The 19,335-nt window shown below is 62.2% G+C and carries 16 protein-coding genes; all 16 read right to left on the bottom strand.

Going from position 1 to position 19,335, the window contains the following annotated elements; genetic code table 11:
* Positions 1-227: 227 nt before the first annotated feature.
* Positions 228-1,340: a DUF1559 family PulG-like putative transporter gene (locus ACYOEI_RS20965; protein ID WP_462851516.1), complete on the bottom strand. Its 1,113-nt coding sequence runs from the start codon at positions 1,338-1,340 to the stop codon at positions 228-230.
* A 67-nt stretch (positions 1,341-1,407) separates the two neighbouring features.
* A complete protein-coding gene (locus ACYOEI_RS20960) occupies positions 1,408-1,866 on the bottom strand; it encodes a hypothetical protein (RefSeq protein ID WP_462851515.1) in 459 nt (152 codons plus the stop codon).
* 562 nt (positions 1,867-2,428) lie between these two features.
* On the bottom strand, positions 2,429-2,770 hold the full coding sequence (locus tag ACYOEI_RS20955) for a YciI family protein (RefSeq protein WP_462851514.1): 342 nt from the start codon (positions 2,768-2,770) through the stop codon (positions 2,429-2,431).
* 137 nt (positions 2,771-2,907) lie between these two features.
* Positions 2,908-3,453: a hypothetical protein gene (locus ACYOEI_RS20950; RefSeq protein ID WP_462851513.1), complete on the bottom strand. Its 546-nt coding sequence runs from the start codon at positions 3,451-3,453 to the stop codon at positions 2,908-2,910.
* A 383-nt stretch (positions 3,454-3,836) separates the two neighbouring features.
* Positions 3,837-4,679 carry a class I SAM-dependent methyltransferase gene (locus ACYOEI_RS20945; protein WP_462851512.1) on the bottom strand — a complete coding sequence of 281 codons (843 nt, stop codon included), beginning with the start codon at positions 4,677-4,679 and terminating at the stop codon, positions 3,837-3,839.
* A 204-nt stretch (positions 4,680-4,883) separates the two neighbouring features.
* Positions 4,884-5,402, bottom strand: coding sequence for a hypothetical protein (locus tag ACYOEI_RS20940; RefSeq protein WP_462851511.1), 519 nt, complete (start codon positions 5,400-5,402; stop codon positions 4,884-4,886).
* A gap of 1,199 nt (positions 5,403-6,601) precedes the next feature.
* Positions 6,602-8,014: a sialidase family protein gene (locus ACYOEI_RS20935; RefSeq protein WP_462851510.1), complete on the bottom strand. Its 1,413-nt coding sequence runs from the start codon at positions 8,012-8,014 to the stop codon at positions 6,602-6,604.
* 148 nt (positions 8,015-8,162) lie between these two features.
* Positions 8,163-9,992 carry a gamma-glutamyltransferase gene (gene ggt, locus ACYOEI_RS20930; RefSeq protein ID WP_462851509.1) on the bottom strand — a complete coding sequence of 610 codons (1,830 nt, stop codon included), beginning with the start codon at positions 9,990-9,992 and terminating at the stop codon, positions 8,163-8,165.
* A 215-nt stretch (positions 9,993-10,207) separates the two neighbouring features.
* Positions 10,208-11,053: an amidohydrolase family protein gene (locus tag ACYOEI_RS20925; RefSeq protein WP_462851508.1), complete on the bottom strand. Its 846-nt coding sequence runs from the start codon at positions 11,051-11,053 to the stop codon at positions 10,208-10,210.
* Between the two features lie 6 nt (positions 11,054-11,059).
* On the bottom strand, positions 11,060-11,506 hold the full coding sequence (locus tag ACYOEI_RS20920; protein ID WP_462851506.1) for an RbsD/FucU family protein: 447 nt from the start codon (positions 11,504-11,506) through the stop codon (positions 11,060-11,062).
* A gap of 32 nt (positions 11,507-11,538) precedes the next feature.
* Positions 11,539-12,372 carry a TIM barrel protein gene (locus tag ACYOEI_RS20915; RefSeq protein ID WP_462851505.1) on the bottom strand — a complete coding sequence of 278 codons (834 nt, stop codon included), beginning with the start codon at positions 12,370-12,372 and terminating at the stop codon, positions 11,539-11,541.
* A 31-nt stretch (positions 12,373-12,403) separates the two neighbouring features.
* Complete coding sequence (locus tag ACYOEI_RS20910; protein WP_462851504.1) at positions 12,404-13,186, bottom strand: SDR family NAD(P)-dependent oxidoreductase; 783 nt, start codon at positions 13,184-13,186, stop codon at positions 12,404-12,406.
* A 50-nt stretch (positions 13,187-13,236) separates the two neighbouring features.
* Complete coding sequence (locus ACYOEI_RS20905; protein ID WP_462851503.1) at positions 13,237-14,535, bottom strand: tagaturonate epimerase family protein; 1,299 nt, start codon at positions 14,533-14,535, stop codon at positions 13,237-13,239.
* Positions 14,536-14,729: 194 nt separating this feature from the next.
* Positions 14,730-15,752 carry a zinc-binding alcohol dehydrogenase family protein gene (locus tag ACYOEI_RS20900; RefSeq protein ID WP_462851501.1) on the bottom strand — a complete coding sequence of 341 codons (1,023 nt, stop codon included), beginning with the start codon at positions 15,750-15,752 and terminating at the stop codon, positions 14,730-14,732.
* Positions 15,753-15,803: 51 nt separating this feature from the next.
* A complete protein-coding gene (locus tag ACYOEI_RS20895) occupies positions 15,804-16,760 on the bottom strand; it encodes an aldo/keto reductase (protein WP_462851500.1) in 957 nt (318 codons plus the stop codon).
* 386 nt (positions 16,761-17,146) lie between these two features.
* Positions 17,147-19,207: a response regulator gene (locus tag ACYOEI_RS20890; RefSeq protein ID WP_462851499.1), complete on the bottom strand. Its 2,061-nt coding sequence runs from the start codon at positions 19,205-19,207 to the stop codon at positions 17,147-17,149.
* Between the last annotated feature and the right edge of the window lie 128 nt (positions 19,208-19,335).

The following is a 19,335-nucleotide window of genomic DNA, read 5'->3' as shown; positions in this document are numbered from 1 at the left end:
CTTACAGGTCCGCACATCAACCGAGGACACAAAGGAACCGGCCACCTGCAAATTCTCGCAGGTGGCCGGCTCTTGCAGTGGTCGTGGAGTCGCGGAGACTTTCCTTCCTCAAGGTGTGGTTTTTCGAAGACGGCCAGTGTGCTCCATGACCCCGAGGAGATCGAATCGTGAGGGACCGATCCACCTCGAGGAGCGAGTGAGAGTTTGCGCCGTCTGAGAGAGCAAGGTCAGAAGGCGTCGGCGGAAATGACTTCGCCTCCCTTGGGGGTGACGAGGCCTCTGAGGACGACGAGGTTGGTCGAATCCTTGAGGAACTTGACGCTACCGTCGCCGAAGAGGATGTTCGCGCCGCCGGGGTGGAAGCTGAAGATCTCGTCGTTATTGGCGGCGTTGTTGTTGACCTTGTTGAGGCCGTCGGTGGGGTCGACGCCGGCCGCGGGGTACGAGGTTGAGTATCGGGCGAGGCTGATCCGGGACTTGTTGTTGTTGATCTGTCCGGAGACGCCGAAGGCACCATCGGCCTCGGCCCAGCGCCAGAATCGTCGGGGGAGTCCGGCGTCGAAATACTGGTCGCGGGCGGGGATCTTGATGGCGAACGAGCTGTTCCCGTTGGCGAACTGCGTATTAGCGATGTACCGCGAGTCGCGACCGGCGTCCTCGGCGACCGCGAACGTATTGCTCAGGCCGTCCGTGCACTCCGAGACGCGGGTCTGGCTGACCTTGAGCAGGCCGTCGGCGCGGTCCGGATTATTGCGGTAGGGGGTGATTGCCGTCGCGCCGACGCCGCCGGTGGTGCCGTTGGCGCTGATGTCGGTGTAACAAGGCGCACCGTAATCCTGCACGCCATAGCCAATCCGGAGGCTCGCCGGCAACGACGCCTCGGCCGGGTCGAGGCTGTCGATGCCACCGCTCGACTCGCGGGCCGAGGAGGGGCAGAGATAGACGTTGAGCGCGGTCCCGCAGGCCGTCTTGTTCGAACCCGACGTATGGGTATACGGCAGGCTGAAGTTGTAGGCGTTCGCGATGTTGCTTCCCTCCAGGTAAGGGAGCAAGCGGACGAACAGGCCAGGCTCGTCGAAGATCGTGGTCGGCGGGCTGTTGGCGAAGTTCGAGCCTTGGCCGGACGGCGGCAGGCTGCTGTTCGTGTTCTCGTAGTTGTGGATCGCCAGCCCGATTTGTTTCAGGTTGTTGGTGCACTGGGTGCGCCTGGCGGCCTCGCGAGCGGCCTGCACGGCGGGGAGGAGCAGTGCGATCAAGACGGCGATGATCGCGATCACGACGAGGAGTTCGATCAGCGTGAAGCCCGATCTTCGGGCGCGCAGGGGGGATGGCGAACTCATGGGGGGGAAGTTCTCCAAGGAAAACCAGGGGATTTCAGGCTCGAGTCAACGAGTCAAAACGCATGACTCACTTGAGCGTGAAGGTGAATTCGTTGGAACTTTTGGGCTCCACCGTTGCGGTCAACAGGGAGGTCGACTCCTTCAGGTACTTGGCCGGAAATGGCCGGCCTCGCTTCGACTGGAGGGCTCGTGCATCCCCCTCGGGGTCGAGCTCGATCCGGACCTTGAACGTACCGGCCGGCGCACCGGGAGAAATTCCATCGGTGTTGAGGCTAAACGTTCCATCTCCGGCAATCGGCCCGCTCGCCCGCGGTGCCTTCGGATCGCCCGAGACGAAGGTGACGATGCCACCAGGGAGCGGTGACCCATCACCACGAACAACCTTGCCCGCCACCGGATAGGTCTCCACACCGACCGAAGGAAGGACGGACTCTCCGCAACCACTCAGACAACTCAGCACGACCATCGCGCCCTTCAGCAACCCCGCGCGGGGGTGGCTTGCACGACGCGAACGAGCATGTTTCATGTTGCGAAACTCCTGGTAAGATCGGCCTCGTTCGATCATCCAAACCTGTCTGGCCGCATGATCGCTCGCCTTGTCACGAGGCTGCGGACGTAGCAAGGCCCGGCTGGCCGCCGAGCGTCCGGGTTCGATCGACGGTGGATGTCCCGTAGAAGGATTCGGTCCAACCGGAGAACCATGGGGCGGGTGGGAATGTTGCGGGAATCAATCTGTCCCTCTTGGAATACCAAGTGCCGTCTTTAGAACGAGTGGTCGTGCGTTGGAACTTGCCAAAGTCAGCTCCATAATCTCGAAGGGCCACACGTCTGGGTAACGTCGAATGCCTTGTTACCTTGTGTTCTTCTGCGCAAAGAACCCCGGGCCTTCGAGGACACTCACGGTAAATCGGGTTTGAGATCGTTGTAGGAAGGAATTGCTAATGTTTTATGAGCATCTCGATCCCTGGATCGAATTTTTCCGCGTGAGATCGAACGTTCGGTGAGAAGGGCGAGGCGGGGCTGGCAAGACTGGCGAACTTTTTCAGCAGTCCTTGACTCTACAATACGAGCGGACCAACATTCCGTCCTCACGACTCCGGATCAAACCCGAAGACTCGAAGCTCCTGGTCACAGCGACACGCATTCGCGATTCGTGCGGCCCATGCGATCGCCTCCTTCCTGGAAGGCAGCTCGAGTACGGTGAAGCCACCATTGAGCGGAGGCGCCCACGAGTAGCCTCCTTCAGCGACCGAGCCTTCGGCCGAAATGAGAACGGGCGGTACTGATTCATCAATACCACCGGCGAAAACGTAGACGCCCGCTTCCTTCGCCTCGCGTATCACAGCATGAACGTCTCGACCCACCGCTTCCAACTCGCTGTCGGGTACATTCATGGCAACACTGGGGAAGGAGATGAGATACTTTGCCATGATCTTCTTTCCTCGACTGGCATTACTGTCGATCCAATCGTCACGACGATCCGGCGACCTCGAAAACCAAACTTCGCGGGTCGACTTAATGCTGGCGTTCGGAGACGGAGACTAGGTCAACAAATGTGGCTCGCCAGTTACAACGGGGATCTTTCCGACTCGGCGAAGCTGACGTCGTCGAAGGGCTCGACGAAAGCATACTTGGGGAGCCAATCCGCGGTGACGCCGGAGACTATTAGGAATGCATCGCGATATTCAAGGACCTGCGTGAAGGCAATCCATGATCGCCTTGGCTGGATGAGGTGGTTCGTCGTTTCGATGTCGTTCGGTCCAAAGAGAACCGTGGTTTTCAAGTTAGGTAGTTGCGAGGCTTGGAAGGCTCGATTCGCGACATGGCGCCGGCCATACCATTTGTGGAAAAGGACAATTTTCGCAAACGTTGAGACGACAAGACTGGTCACGATGGCGATAGTTGGGATCGGTCCGTTCTTACCCTCCACCCCGGAGATCGCCATCGCGGTCACCAAGATTCCCGATGCCGGGAAGAGATGGCCGAAGATCAAGAGTCCCGCCCGATTGATCAAAGAGTCATAACTTAAAATCCGAAACATGCCCACACCCCGAGTGGAGGCTTGATAATCTTCCGACGACCAAGTGAAGGTCGCCGAGATTTGGCGATTCATAGGATTGTCGACTCCGAGAACTTCTTTCCTGAAACAGTGCCATCATACGTTCCGCGATCTCCTGTTGAAAGTTCTGAATTTAGGCTGCTTCGACAGACTAGCGATTGCACTCCGACGACGATCTCGAGACTTGCAGGATCGTCTCGTGGAGCCTCGGTATGTCGGGCGTGAGCCTTCTGACGTCTGATTGACGTGTCTTGCTATCTATTGAATTTGTTAAACGTGGGCAGTCATCGGCTTCTAAGGCAAGTGACGTGTGCTCCGCCAATAGGTTGCATTGTGCTACGCTCGTCTTCTCAGCAAAGACGCATCTCGCTCCGTCCTTTAAAGCCAGGAATTCAACGGATGATGTGGATGATCAAACGAGAAATCGGATCGGTCGCTTAGCCCGTGGAATAGATCACATGCGCTACCTTGGCCTTCGGGCCTAGCCGTTGCCTCTCCGCCCCTTGTTCGGCCTGGAGCCGGTTCCGGTAATCTTCGCTGATCTCCCGTAGTCGAGCCATGTCGCGGTCCCGTTTCTGGTCGTCCTCCGCATACTCACCGACCCGGGGGATGATTGGCTGGCCTAACACAAAGATGTGCGGGATCTGTGTTTTATGGAGCTCCAACCGATACCACCGATTCAGTGCCATCAGGGGCACGGCGAATCCGCCCCCCTCCAACGCCTGTTCCAACTGGTCTCGCCGCTCGCCCTGGATGTTCATGGTGTCGAAGTAGGCATACCTGCCTCCGCGGAGTGCCTCCGCATGAAAGCGAGCGATTCGCGCCATGTCTTCTACCGGGAACGCTTGGAACGATTTGACGTTGAGAATGAGGTCGAACGCCTCTCGTCGGAAAGCGTCGCGAAAGTCGTGCCGTTCCGCGGCGAACGATCCGGCGGGGTCTGGTGGGCCGATGTGCTCGATGAGGTGGGCGAATTCGCCTTGATGGCTCTGCTGAAACCGGACTGCGACCGACGACACATCGGTCGCGACGACCTGCAACCCGAGATGGGCGAGGAGACGGGCAAGCGGAGACAGCCCACAACCTGGCACCCAAACCGCCATCCATCCGCGCGACCTGAACCCTTCGGCGAACGAGGGCAACTCCTCAGCCCCGATTGAGCCGATTTCCTCGTCCCAAGGCGCGCGCTCAGCGAGTGCGAACCTCGACTCGTAGTGAGCATTCCAGCCCGCGTGGTCGTTCCAGGCTTCGGGCATCGGGACTTCGCGTTTCTTGCTCAAACAAAGTCTCCCGAGGCCGAAATAATGCACTCGATTCGATCGTCAAGATCATTGTACACGAGCGATCACGTGCATGATCGAGGCTGTGGCGACAAGCGAGGTTGAAATGCAGAGCAGTACGGCAGGAAACGGGGACTTGAGGAAGCGATTATGAAGGTCAATGCCTCTTTCGTCGCGACCAGTACAACGTTCGGCCGATCCATTTTAGTCGAACTTGAGGCTGTCGAGGCAGGCGCGAAACTCGGCCTCGCCCTGGGCAAATGCGTCGGGCGTCGTCGTGCAAGTGACGAGGACGACCCGTTCCTTCTCGATCACGGAGAGGGAGAGGAACCGAAGTTCTCGTCCGCCGTTGATCGAGCCCTGATAATCCAGGATGACGGCCTCATGCCCTGCAACTTTCAGCAATGTCTGACTATGAAGCTTCATCCCAAGTTGTTTGAACTGCCCGATGGATAAATCGACGAAATCCTTGACCTTGGTCGACGTGGCCTGGATGACGACGTTGACATTCGGGGCAAACTTATCCTGAACCGGACCGGCGGCCGTGAAGACCATCCCCGGAGTTTTCGGGCCTGCACCCGGAAAATTCGGCAGGTCGATCATGAATCCGTGAACGGTGTCCTTGTAGCTCGACCGTGTTTCGGCGCCTTTCTGAAAACCCCACGCCGAACCAGCGAAGAGGGCGGCGACGACCACCGAAACCTGCAAGAATGACCGATACATCGTGTTCTAGCCTCGTCACGAAGTCATGTGCAGGGAAAGGACCACGATTCGGTGAGTGTACGGCCGCAATCGTGGCCGAACAAGTACAAAGAGATCTGAAAACGTTATATGCCGTCATACCTTGGAACGATTCTCGTTACTAGTCCTGGATGATTCATTGATGTTACGTCATGTCCTAATCCTACCTTTCGGGTCGTACTAAAATTGTTCGGATGCTCAGGTTATTCGATTTTGGTGACATAGGCCCATGAATCCGGATCTTCATTCTCCAGCGGCATCAAGGTCATCTCTCCGCTGAAACTCCCCTCATCTGTCATCTGTCATCTGCCAGCTAGTCGAATGAAGTCCCCACCTCCCGTCGAAGTCTTTCATCAAGGCCTTCCCGAGACTTACATAGGGAGAACCATCCTCAATAATTCAATGACACTTATTCATGATCGGAGGATGTGCCCCGCCGGTTTGGATCGACTGGACGAACGACCCATCCTCGTTGAAGACGATGGTGATTTGAGCCTTATTGTTCTCGGCCCGGTGACTCCATCCTCCGAGGACATCGGAGGCCACATTCTTCCTGGATGCCGTCGGCGAATAGTGTGGACATCCTGTCGAGATCATCGCGCTGACGACGAACAGGGCAGACATCCGGTGTCTTCGCATACACCCGTCCTTCCGATGTTCAATGATCACACGCGCCGCGGAGCTCCGCATCCCGAGAAGCAGGATCCGAAGTCCTATCAAAAACTCATCGCCCATATTAACTTCGACGTGATGCCATGGAGTCCTCCGATGTCCGCTGACGAGACGAATTCCTGGGACGTTCGGCAAGAACTAAAAATCAAAGTTTCATAGACATGAAGATTATGAGGTTTCTCGATTAGGTCGGCCGGGAGGCTGTCCGATTGACTCGCTGAGTCGTCCATTTACGTTCGAGATCAAGTTCCACCGTAAGTTGCGGGTGGCTCCGTCTCGCTCGACGTTACTGCCGTCCACACAAGCTACGCCCTCCAGACGGGCTGCGAATCTCTCCTCCGATGCGTCACTGACGTCACCCTCAGGGAGATCGAGAAAATCGCCCATTATGCGACACTTGCGGGCGAACCCAGGGATTTGCTCGCCGCATCCCTCTTTCTGGCTTTCAACTCACCTTCCTTCAGGCTCTCGAAATCGAATTGCAGCGACTGGAGGGTGACAGACTTTGATCAGCGCGCGGGGCCGAACCATTCCTTGCCGATGGTCCGGCCCAGGAGGAAGAACTTGCGGTCGGGATACCAGAGCACGGCCTTGCCGTGGCGCACGGTCGAGCTGGCGTACAGAGCCAGATCGAGCCGGCCGGCCGTACCTGGCTTGCCGAGCGGGACGCCGTCGTGGTCCATGAAGAACCGAGGCTCGTCGAACCAGACAGGCTGGTCTCCGCCGGGATGGAACCGGCCGGGGGCGAGATAGATCGGCCGGCGATGAAAGCTGGTGTCGGTCGGACCGTAGTTCTTGTAATGCCCGTCGTGGTTGTGGAGAAACAGCGCGTACTTGCCGCTCCCGGCAGCCTCACCCTCGACGTCGTAAATCGGGCAAGGGGAAAGAGGGTGCAGCAGGGCGGCGCCACCGTCCTTCCGCAGCAGGATCCTGGGAGGGTCCCACCTCTCGCCGCCATCGCGGCTCTGGGACCAGTAGGGGCTTCCGGTCGCGGTCCGCATGACGACGAAGAGGCGGCCATCCGGAAGTTTGACGATCGAGGGTTCCTGGCATGCGCTTAACTCTGGATGGCCGGGGAACGGGACGGCCAGCGCCTTTTCATCGGAGGCGAACCACGAGATCTTGAGGTCGCGCGGCTCGGGCGAGTCGTCGACATTTTCGAACCGCATGAACTCCACCCGCGCGTCGGCCGCGCGCCAGTCGCTGATCTTGTGCGGGATGACCGCGTGGCTGGTCCAGCGGGTGAAGCCGGCGAGGTACTTTCCGCCCTCGCCCAGCCGCAGGGGTTTCTGCCAGCAAAGCATGTTGGGGGGCATCGTCGGGTCGGGATTGTCGTGGAGGCTCCTCGCGACGGGGACCACCTGCGGGGCCGACCACGTCTTGCCGACGTCGTCCGAGGCGATCCCTTGCAGCCATCCCGTGTGATGGAAGAACGTGTCGTACTTGCCGACGTGCTGACTGTATAACACGTAGAGTCGCCCCTTCTTCGAGACCAGGGGGTAGCCCCAACTCGACATCAGGCCGTCGCCCGGCCTTTTCGGCCCTGCGATGATCCGAGGCCGGGTCCAGGTCGTGCCCTCGTCGACGCTGCGGGCGATCGCGATGTGCTGGTCGGGCGGTAGCGCGGCGGAGGAATTCTCGACCGAGCTTTGGGTCCAGACGGCCATCAGCGAACCGTCGGGGCCGTCGAAGACGAGGAAGTGCTCGTTGCCCGTGTCGGCGACCTTGTCGCGCTCCACTGTGGGGACGAAGACGACGAAGTCGGGCTTCGTTGACCGGAGCGCCTTCGCGATCCGGCCCTGCAGGTCATCGACGTCCTTGATGAACCCCGGCGGCTTCGCGATCTCCTCCCAACCGAAAACCGAGGCCCCCCACGCCCCGACGATCAGGGCGACGACCGTTGCGTGACTTAATCCGCGCATGGTGAACCCCTATGGCTGCCCCGGCGTCCAAGCCTCCGCTCAATCCCGCCACGATAAGGCGAGGCGATGCAGGTATCGTGGCCTGCACGATGGATGTTATGTCCCTTACCCGTGGTCTTTTCTGCTTTCGTCCTCTTCGTCTTGGGAACTATTCCGCCCATGCGTATGCTTCGACGCGAGGGTCTGCGCCCGCGCTAAGGACGCCTGTACTTGGATCGATGGCGATGGCCGCGTTCGAACCCAACGACCATGGGTCCGCGGAATGCAGTTCGTGCCCCTTGGCCTGGAGCGCTTTCTGAACGGCATTTGGAATACGGGACTCGACCGTCAAGTCCCCGGGGTGACTCATGTTGTGCGGGAACACCGAGGACGCGAATCCGCGCGTCGACCACCGCGGAGCTTCGATCGCCTGCTGAACGTTCATGCCGAAGTCGATCATGTTCATGAGCGTCTGGACGGTTCGATGAATCTGATCGTCACCGCCGGGGCTGCCGGTGATCAACCAGGGTTGGCCGTCCTTGAGCACCAGCGTGCTCTGCAGAGTGCTCCGCGGGCGCTTGCCTGGTTCGAGTGAACGCGGTTCGCCCGGCGTGAGGGAATAGTAGTCGCCTCGGCAGTTGAAGATGAATCCCAGGTCGGCCATCACGACGCCCGTGCCGAACCCGCTGTGCAGGCTGGGTTCGAAACTCACCATGTTGTGATCCCTGTCGACCGCGGCGATATAGCTCGTGTCGCCTTCCGAATAATCGGCGTCGCCCAGGTGCGTGTGTCCGATGCGGGCAGGGGTCTCCGCCACTTTCATGAACTGCTCGGGATGGCCGGGCCGGATTTCGAGCGAAGCACGATTGGGATCGATGAGCTTGCGGCGCTCGGCCGCGTAGGCCTTGGAGAGCAGGCCCTCGTAAGGGATGCTCACGAAGTCGGTGTCGCCCAGCTTCTCGCGATCGGCAAAGGCGAGTTTCAACGCTTCCGCACTCGTGTGGACATACTCCGAGCTGTTGTGCCCCATGCTCTTGACGTCGTAGCCTTCCAGGATGTTGAGCAGGAAAAGCTCGGCGGGCCCTTGGGACGAGGACGGGTTCTTGTAGACGTCGTGGCCGCGATATTTCACCGACACCGGTGTTTCAACCTTGGCGGTATAGGCCGCGAAATCCTCGTACCGATATAGGCCACCGTTCTGTTCGGAGAACTCCCCCATGGTCCTGGCGATGTCTCCTTTATAGAAGCGGTCGCGCGCGGCGAGCAGCGCTTCGTGCCGACCTCGTCCCGCCGCGGCTTGCTCGGCTTCGACCAGCTTCCGGAGCATTCGGGCGGAATCGACGTTGCGGAAGATGTCCCCGGGGCGTGGGGCCTTGCCATTCGGGAAGTAAACCTTCATAGAAGTTGGATATTTCTGGATCTTTTTCGAGCCGGCGATCGAGTGTGCCAAACCATCGCCCATGGGGAAGCCGTTTTCGGCGATGTCGATGGCTTGCTCCAGCACTTGGGCAAACGACATGGTCCCCCAGCGATCGAGCAGGATATACCACGCATCGATCACGCCGGGCAGTGACGCGGACAGCAGTCCGTCACTGTCGGGAATCTTGCCGCCATTGTTCTTGTTGTACCAATCGATCGTCGCCAGCTTTGGTGCGGTCCCCTCGGCGTTGATCGAGTAGACCCGCTTTTCGCCTGCGTGGTAGACAAGGACGACCGCGTCGGCGCCCAGACCATTGGACTCGGGATTCACCAGCGCCAGCACGGCCTGCCCGGCCACAATGGCGTCGAACGCGTTGCCACCTGATTCCAGGATCCGCGCGGCGGCTCGGGTTGCCTCCTGTTTCATCGACGAGACAGCATACCGCGTGCCCCGCACCACCGGTCGAAACGTTCGGCTGTTCGACGTAAAGCCGTCGGTTTGTTCCTGAGCGTACAAGGATTCTGCGACCGACAGGATAAGCAGCAACGCCCCGAGCAGACAATTCGTCAACCGTCGCATGGCATGACTCCAGGTCGGTCAAGAAACGCCAGGTCCTATTGCAATCGCGGTCCATTCATCAAGCCATCCGGAGGGCTTCCCCGGCACGCGTCGGTCGCATCGTTCGAAGTGGCCACAGAAACCTGACCCGCTCGGGCCGGACGGATCAAACGCGGCCGAGGTTTGCTGCCTCGTGAGGTCACGCGTCCCGCGCAGACGTCACCGAAGACCGCCATTCACATCGAGAGGCGATAGAATCTCTCGGCCGTTCCGCCGTAGATTTGCGCCCGCTCCGTTGAGCTGACGGGGCCGAGGGCTTCGACGAAGGCCTCGTGCACGTCCTCGTAGGTCCCCGCTAATTCGCAGACCGGCCAGTCGGACCCGTACATGAGCCGCTCGGGGCCGAAGCTATCGAGTGCCGCGTGGACATAGGGCTTCAGGTCGTCGGCCTTCCATCCCTGCCAGTCGGCTTCCGTGATCATGCCGGAGAGTTTGCAGTACACGTTGGGGAAGGCCGAGGCCGCGCGGAGTTGCGGGAGCCAGTCGTCGGTGCGATGCTCCTTGATTCGGGGCTTCGCGAGGTGATCGATCACCATCGGTAGGCCGGGGAGCTGTCGCGCCAGGGTCGGAACGTGTTTCAAGTGTTTGAGATAAAAGAGCAGGTCGAACGGGACTTCATGCGTTTCGAGGACGTGGAGGCCGCGCATGACGTCGTCGCGGACGATGAAGTCGTCGTCGGGCTCGTCCTGGGTGATGTGTCGGACGCCGACGAATTTGGGGTGGTCGTTGAATTCGAGGAGTTGCGACTCGCAGTCCCGGCTGGCGAGGTCGATCCAGCCCACGACGCCGGCGAGGAACGGGTGCGCCTCGGCCAGGCCGAGGGCCCAGCGGTTCTCGGCGAGGTTGTGCTGGGTCTGGACGAAGATCGAGCGGTCGATCCCCGCCGCGCGGAGCTTCGGTTCGAGATCCTCGGGCAGGAAGTCGCGACGGATCGGCGCGTGCTGCGGGAGGTCGAGCCAGCGGTAGTCGAACGGGAGGTCGAGCTTCCAGAAATGCTGGTGCGCGTCGACTCTGGGGCGCATGGTCGGTCACTCCATTCGGACGCCGATCGAGAGAAGGATGTTCGCGAACCGCTGTTGGTCGCCGGTTTGGATTGTCAGGACATGGTCGGGGGTTGCGACCGCGTCGTAGAAGCTCCACTTCTCGATCGGTTGAAGGTCGAGGGCGAGCCCTGACGTCCGGATCACGTCTCGGTACTGGTCCCAGACCGGGGGATCTTCGGTCAATGCGTACGGACCGGTGGTCTCGTACATCATCGTGTTGATCTCTTCGATGGGGACCGCGGAGAGGACCGCCTCGAGCACCTGGGTGCAGGAAACCAGGCCGGGCATGAGGTTGAGCGAGACGACCTCGGAATTCGGCCCCTTCTTGGACCAGGCCGGATAGTTGCCGTCCGCGATCAGGATCCGCGAATGGTGGCCGGCGCGGCCGATGACTTCGTTGATTTTCGGGTGAATCAACCGATGCTTGAGCATCCCAGGCACTCTCCCCCTGTGATGGATTCGACTCAGGCCGAGCCTGAGCGGAAGTATTTGCGGAACGACGCGATCGTGCTCGAGGCGGCGGCGTCCTGATCGGGATAGGGGAACGCCTCGGCGGACGCATAGCCCTGGTAACCGATCTCTTCGAGCGCCCGGACGATCGGCGGATAGTCGAGGTGTCCATCGCCGGCCGGCCGACGATTCGAGTCCACGAAATGGACGTGTCCGATGTGGCCGGCGGCGCCCCGGATGGCCTCCGGGAGGTTGGCTTCCTCGATGTTCATGTGAAAGAGGTCGGCGAGGAGCACGACGTTCTGGGTCGAGAGCGAGCGGACCAGCTCGACCCCGCGATCCAGCGTGTTCGCCATATTCGTTTCGTATCGATTCAACGGCTCGTAAATCAGCGGAACGCCGTAGGGCTTGGCGTGTTCGCCGAGCTCCTCGAGGGCGTCGGCCAGATAACTCGTCGCGGTCGGGTGGTCCACTCCGTCGACCCCGCTGCGGCCTTGCATCGAGCCGATGATCGCCGGCGCCCCGAGGCGTCCGGCGAAGTCGATAATCGCGCGGATGAAGGCCCGGGCCTTGGCCCGGGCCAAGGCATCGGGGAGGACAAGGTGCAGCCGACTCTTGACCCACCCGGCGCCCGTGCCGACGGCCGCGAGGCCCAGGCCGTGGTCGTCGAGGAGCTGTCTCAGGGTCGTCGGGTCGACGGCGTCGGGGGACGGTGGGAAGATTTCGATCGCGTCGAAGCCGAGCTCCCTGGCCCGCAGGCAGGCGTGCGCGAGGTCGTCCCAGAAGATGAAGGGACCGCCTCGCGCTTCGGGGACGAGGCTGACGGTGACGCTCGATCGGATGGGCATGGACTCGCCTCGTCTCAACTCGTCGATGGGATCAGAATCTCATCCCGGTGAAGCCGCCGTCGACATAGTAGGTCGCGCCCGTGATGAAACTCCCCGCCTGGCGCGAGAGCATCAGGATCGTGGCGCCGACGAGCTCGTGGGGCTCGCCGAAACGGGCCATCGGCGTTCCTCGCATGATGTTCTCGGTGCGTGTGGCGTCGAGGATCTTGCGGTTCTGCTCGGCCGGGAAGAAACCCGGGCAGAGGGCGTTGACCCTCACGCCGACGGGGGCGAACTCGCGGGCCACGTTCTGCGTAAGGTTGACGACGGCCGCCTTCGCGGCCGAATATGCGAAGACCCGTGACAACGGCAGGTGCGCGGTGACGCTGGCGATGTTCAGGATCGAACCGCCGCCGTTCCCCCCCATGTGCCGGCCGAAGAGCTGGCAGCCCCAGTGGACCGCCTTGAGATTGCTGTCGAAGACGCGGTCCCAGTCCTCGTCCTTCACGTCGAGGTAGGGGCTGGCGCTGTTCACGCCCGCGCCGTTGATGAGCATATCAACCCGGCCCTGGGTCTCGAGCACCTGGCCGAGTAGCGCGTCGATCGACTCGCGCTTCGTCACGTCGACGGGCAGGAATGCCGCGCGGCCGCCGAGGGCCTCGATCTCGCGGACTCGTACGGCACCCTTCTCCGGGTCTCGACCGGCGACGACGACCGACGCCCCGGCTTGCGCCAAGCCTTCGGCCAGGGCGCCTCCCAGGACTCCCGTCCCGCCGACGACCACGGCCACCTGGCCGGATAGCCCGAAGAGTCGATCCAAGTAGCTCTCAGCCATCGCCGCAATTCCCTCGTGGAGAAACGGATCGAATCGTCGTTACCCTTGAATTACATCCCGGACCGCAACGCCTCGAGGTGCCGGGCGAAATGGTCCGCCAGCACTTCGGTGTAGGTGCCGGCGTGTTGTTCGAGGACCCCATTGACCGCGGGCCCGAGCTCTGGGTTCGTCAGGACCGACCCGAACGTGCAATGGAGGATCTGACGGCCGGGCTTCGTGAATCCTCGGCCTTCGGGGACGTCGGCCCAGTGTTCCAGGTACAGGCTCTCGAGCTCCGCGATGTCGGACACGTCCGACGCGGGTGGTGCGGACGCCAGGGTCGCCGAGACGTGATAGGTGGCCTTGTCGGTGTCGTAACGCCCTCGAGCAAAGTCGACGATCCGGCGGAACAGCGCCTCGTCGTGCCGGGCCACGACCCGCAGGGCCTCCAGGTAGCTCGTGCCAGCCGTTTTTACGTGGAAGCGGCCGTTCGTGGCCCGGGCGAGAGCCCCGTAGATCGAGAGCTTGTCGGAGCCCGAGTGCAGACTCAACTTGTAAGGGCCGAGGGACGATGCGATCGCCGCGTGGTCACGGAGCGAGGCCTCGAGCGCGGCGAGGTCCCCCTTGTAGTCGACCCCCTTCTCGAACTCGCCGATGTAACGCGGGGCCAGGCTCACGAGCTTCATCCCACGCCCGAGGCACTGGTCGGCGATGATGAAGTGCTCCGCCAGGGTGGTCGGCTGGTCGGTCTCGTCGACGCTCAGCTCGATCTCGTAGTCGCGCCCGGCCTTTTCGTTCACCTTCGCGATGTGGTCGGCGAGGGCGAGGGTGTGATTCAAGGCTTTGCCGTACTTCACGGCGGCCCGGAGGCATGAGAGCTCGTCCAGTTCCAGCACGGTCCCCGACGAGAGGCCGACCGTCTTGCCGCAATAGGTCCCGAGCCAGCTCACCTCCTCGGCGATGGCGGAGAACCGCTGGCGGAGCGTCGCCTCGTCGTAATCGTCGGCGCGGGCGTCGACGTAGGCGGACGGGTCGATGGTGAAGAACGTGAAGCCGACGGCGGCCGTCGCGTCGACATCCTCGGGCGTCTTCAAATGGTCCGCGTCCGCGCCGGTACGCCCGGGCCATCCGGCCTGTCGCATCCCGTTGATGGCGTCGTCCATCACCTCGCGGGGCGAACGACTCGTCCTCGCCATCTCCCGGATCGACTGCTGCGGGAAGATCGGCTCGATACCCTCCCCGGCCCGCCGCATGGCCTCGACATGCCCGGGCGTGGCGAGGCCGATCCGGTCGCCGAACCCGAAGCTGGGGCTCATTCCCAAGGTCACGCAGGACGTTCCACCATCGGGTTCGGTCGCGCGCCGCGTCATCGGTCGAAGGCTCCAGGGGCGAATAAGCAGTACCAGTCCAAACTCAGCCGGCTGTCGGGATCTATCCCGAAACCTGTTTTTTTCTTAAAAAACGGGTTTCTGTCCCCTCGACGCTGACAACCGCTTCTGGAAAGTCGTCGTTGATTCTCACAGAAACCTGTTTTTAAGAAAAAAGCAGGTTTCGGGACAGGCTCTCAGTCGAGTTCGACGACGGCCTTGATCACGCCGGTCTCGGGCTTCGTGTAGGACGGGAAGACCGACGGCAGGTCGTTGAAGGTCGTCCGGTGCGTGATCCACGGGGTCGTGTCGATGCGCCCGTCCTCGATCAACCCAATGATCCTCGTGAAGTCCTCGGGGAGGGCGTTACGCGAACAAAGGAGCGTCCCTTCGGGTTTGTGGAACGTCGGGTGTCGGAAACGGACCTCATCCGTCGTGATGCCGACGTAGACGAGGCGGCCTCCGCCGGGCGCGACCATCCCGAAGGCGTTCGACATCGAGAGGCTGCTGCCACTGGCGTCGATCACCACGTCGGGGAGGTGCCCGTCGGTCAGGTTGCGAAGGTCTTTGTCGACATCCTCGGAGAGCTTGACGGTGTGCTCGACACCCATGACCCGGCGACAGAACTCCAGCCGTTGTTCGTTGACGTCGAGAACGATCGTCTTGGCCCCGCTCAACTTGACGAACTCGAGGGTCGCCAGGCCGATCGGCCCGGCCCCGATGATGAGGCAGGACTCGTCGGGCCGGGGCGCTCCGCGATTCACCGCGTGGCAGCCGATCGCGAGCGTCTCGACCAGGGCCAGTTGGTCGAACGCAAGCTTGGTGGACGTGTGGAGCTTACGGGCCGGGAGGACGAACTCGGGCCGCATGCCGCCGTCGCGGTGGACGCCGAGGACCTCGAGCTTCTCGCAGCAGTTGGGATGCCCTCGGCGGCTCGCGTAGCTATTGGGGTCGTTGATGTAAGGCTCGACCGAACAGCGGTCGCCTGCCTTCACGTTGGTCACCCCCGCGCCGACCTGCAGGACCTCGACGCCGAGCTCGTGTCCCGGGATTCGCGGATAGCTGAAGAACGGCATCTTGCCGAGGTAGCCGCTGATGTCGGTCCCGCAGATCCCGATCCGATGGACGCGAACGAGGGCCTCGCCGGGGCCCGGGGGAGCGGGCGCGTCGATCTCGACCATCGAGAAGCTTTTGGGCGATTCGAGGAGCAAGGCTTTCACGAGAGGCGTCTCCTTCGGTGGTTGTCGGACCGCTCGACCGCGAGGGACGGTTCAGGACGCGAAACTCGCGGGCAACGGGTCGTTATTCTCCGGCCGCCCCTCGATGTAGAACCAGTCGTGGACCGGTCGTAGGATCGCCAGCACTTCCTCCAACAGCGTCTGGTCGATCGGTGCGTCTGCCCACTCCGCCCACTTGCGGACGTTATCCGGGTTCGCGGAACCGACGACGCAGGTCGCCATGTCTTCATGTGCGAGCGAGTACTGCAAGGCGAGCTGCGCGATGTCGACGCCCTTTGAGGCGCAGTGCTCGGCGGCTTTCCGGCAGGTCTCCCGGACCTCGGGGGTTGCCTTGTGCCAAGGTGGGAGCGGCGAGTTCGTCAGGAGCCGGGCCGAGAAGGGGGCCGCGTTCATGATGCCCACGCCCTTACCCTTGAGATAAGGGACCAGGTCGGCGAGCATCGTGTTCTGGAGCGTGTAGTGGTTGTAGGACAGGATGACGTCGAGATCGGTGCGGTCGAGTACGTATCGGAAGATGTTCATTGGATAGCCGCTGATCCCGACGAAGCGGACCTTGCCCTGCGCCTGGAGCCTCCGGAGCGCGGGGAGCGTTTCGTCGACGATCTGCGACATCTCCACGAACTCGACGTCGTGGCAGAGGATGATGTCGAGGTGGTCGACCCCCATCCGGTGGAGGCTGACGTCGACGCTCTCGACCACGCGTTTCGCGGCGAAATCGAAATGGTCGCGGTCGTAGCGGCCGAGCTTCGTCCCGAGGATGTAGCTGTCCCTGGGGATCCCTCGGAGGGCGACGCCCAGGAGGCACTCGCTCATCCCCTTGCCGTAAAACGGCGAGGTATCGATGAAGTTCATCCCCAGTTCGAGCGCGACTTGGACCGAGCGGATCGCCTCGTTGAGATCGACCTGGCGGAACTCCTGCCCGAGCGAGGATGCCCCGAAACTGAGCCAAGGTAGCTGCAAGCCCGTTTGTCCCAGAGTTCGGAATTTCATAACCGCGTCCCAGTGGGCTCCAAGCCAAAAAGTACCGGCGAATGCGAGGTCGTGCGCGTTTGCCCGAGACCGAGTTCGACGAATCGGCCACGAGGCGACTCGCTCAAACGTCTCGCGACGATTCGGTCGGATCGACCACGACGCCCGAGCCACGCCACTCCGAATTTCATCGGACCCTTGGCGATGGTCGCACTCCGCCTCGGCGAGTGCCGAGAACAATGGGATCGTATCGACCTCGCTTCCGTCGCGATAGCCCCTGCCGCTACACTTGTTGCGTCCCCCCGATGCCGAGCCGCACGCGCCCTCGTGATCGTTGAACTTGTCGTCTCGTGGCGTGATTGTTCGGATGGAGAAATCGTTCGTGAGGCCCCTCGCGGAAGGTGGGATCAGGGTCGGAGAGGGTCGGGCGGGGTCTGCTGCGTCACGCGACTCAAGGCTCGCTCGAGCTCCTCGGCGGTGACGGGTTTCCGCACGTAGTCTTGCATCCCCGCGGCGAGGAAGCGTTCGCGGTCCCCCTTCATCGCGTGCGCGGTGAGTGCGATGATGGGGATGGGGACGTCGACGTTGGGGAGGCGGTCACGCTCGCGGGCGCGGATCGCGGCGGTGGCCTCCAGGCCGTCCATGTCGGGCATCTGGACGTCCATGAGGATGATGTCGAAGGGTTCTGCTTCTGTGAGGTCAAGGACCTCGCGCCCGGAGAGGACGGTTCGGACCGAGTGTCCGAGCCGTTCGAGCATGAAGGTCAGGACCCGGGCGTTCATCGGGTGATCCTCGGCCAGCACAATCCGGAGAGGTCGCACCGAGACCGAAGTCGTTACCTTCTCAACTCGAGACGGCGGGGCGGGAATCGTCGAGAGCGACGGGATCGCCTGTCTTATGACTCGTCTGAGCTCTAAGGAGACGATCGGCTTCAGGAGGCACGCTTCGAAGCCGAACTTGCGCGCATCCTCGAGATCTTCGGGCCGATTGGTCGAGGAGAGGAGGATGCAGCGCGGGTGGGGGACGCTGGCGTCTTCCCGGATCTGCCGGGCGAGCCCGAAGCCGTCGGTCCCCGGCATCTGGAGGTCGATCAGGGCGATGGGGAACGACTCGCCGGCCTTCGCTCGTTCTCGGATCAAAGCCAGGGCCTCCGAGGCGCCAGGCGCGACCGCAGGGCGCATGCCCCAACGTAGCAACGACTCTTGAAGGATCCGCAGATTCGTGGCGTTGTCGTCGACCACGAGCACGGAGATCCCCACCAAAGAGGCCCCCTCCGCTTCGTCCGGGAGGGACTGGGCACGACCGAGGCCGACTCTCGCCGTGAAGGAGAAGACGCTCCCTTGACCGGGGACGCTGTCGACACCGATCGTCCCGTCCATCAGGTGGACGAGGCGATCGCAGATGGCGAGCCCGAGCCCCGTGCCCCCGTAGCGTCGCGCCCTCGTGGCGTCGACCTGCACGAAGGGCTCGAAGACGGAGGCCTGATACTCGGCCGGGATGCCGGGGCCGGTGTCGCGGACCTCGAATCGCAGCTCGACCGTGGCCTCTTCCGAGGGTTCGGCGGAGACCCGGATGTGGACTTCGCCCGACTCGGTGAACTTGATCGCGTTCGAGACCAGGTTCTCCAGGACCTGGCGGATCCGCTGCCAATCTCCGACGACATGGTGCGGGACTTCGGGGGCGACCTCGTAGGCAAGCTCCAAACCCCGGGAATGGGCACGGACGGCGAGGGCTCGGAGCGCCTGACCGAGCCGCTCCCGGATCCCGAATTCTTCGTAGGCCAACGAGTACTTACCGGCCTCGACCTTCGAGAAGTCGAGGATGTCTTCCAGGACCGCGAGGAGGTCCTCCCCCGAACTGCGGATGATCTGGACGAACTGGCGCTGAGAGTCGGAAAGGTCGGTCCCGAGAAGGATCTCGGCCATTCCCAGCACGCCGTTCATCGGTGTGCGGAGTTCGTGGCTCATGTTGGCGAGGAACGCGCTCTTGGTCCGGTTCGCGGCTTCGGCGGCGTCGCGGGCCTGACGCAGATCTTCCTCGATCCGCCGACCCTCGGTCGTCTCCTCGACGACCAGGTGTACCTCCTTGACGACGTCGCCGTCGATGGCGATCGGGTGGAGTCCAACCCTCCAGTTTCGCTGCGAGCCGTGTACGGAGCCTTCGCGAGTTACCTCCATCCCGAGGATCGGCTCCCCCTCGTCGAAGACCTGGCGGAACAGCGGTAAGAGTGCCTCCGCGAGTAGGGGGACGACTTCGCCAACCGGACGACCAATCAAACCGGAGCCTGACCGCCCCTGCTCTTCTCCCCTGGGAATCTCAACGACGCGGACGCAGTTCAGGTCGCGGTCGAAGCCGAAGAGCCGCAAGACCCCGGCCTGACGATGGATCTCGGGGGTGCGTGAGGGGCCATCGGCCCCGTTTGTCGCGGGCCCGGAGGTCAAGTCATCGTGACTGTGTTCACCCGACATACGAATCCTCGGTCGTTCTCGAAGCCTTCACGCCCACGACGGAGCCGTCTCGCATCCGGCGTGCTCGAGGACGTCCCACGACTGATTCTTATTAAACCGGACTTCTCCGGCCGGAACAGCGTTATTCC

The sequence above is a fragment of the Singulisphaera rosea genome (assembly GCF_054877945.1).
Note: the sequence above shows the minus strand (reverse complement) of the source record. Positions and strands in the feature narration are given on the sequence as shown.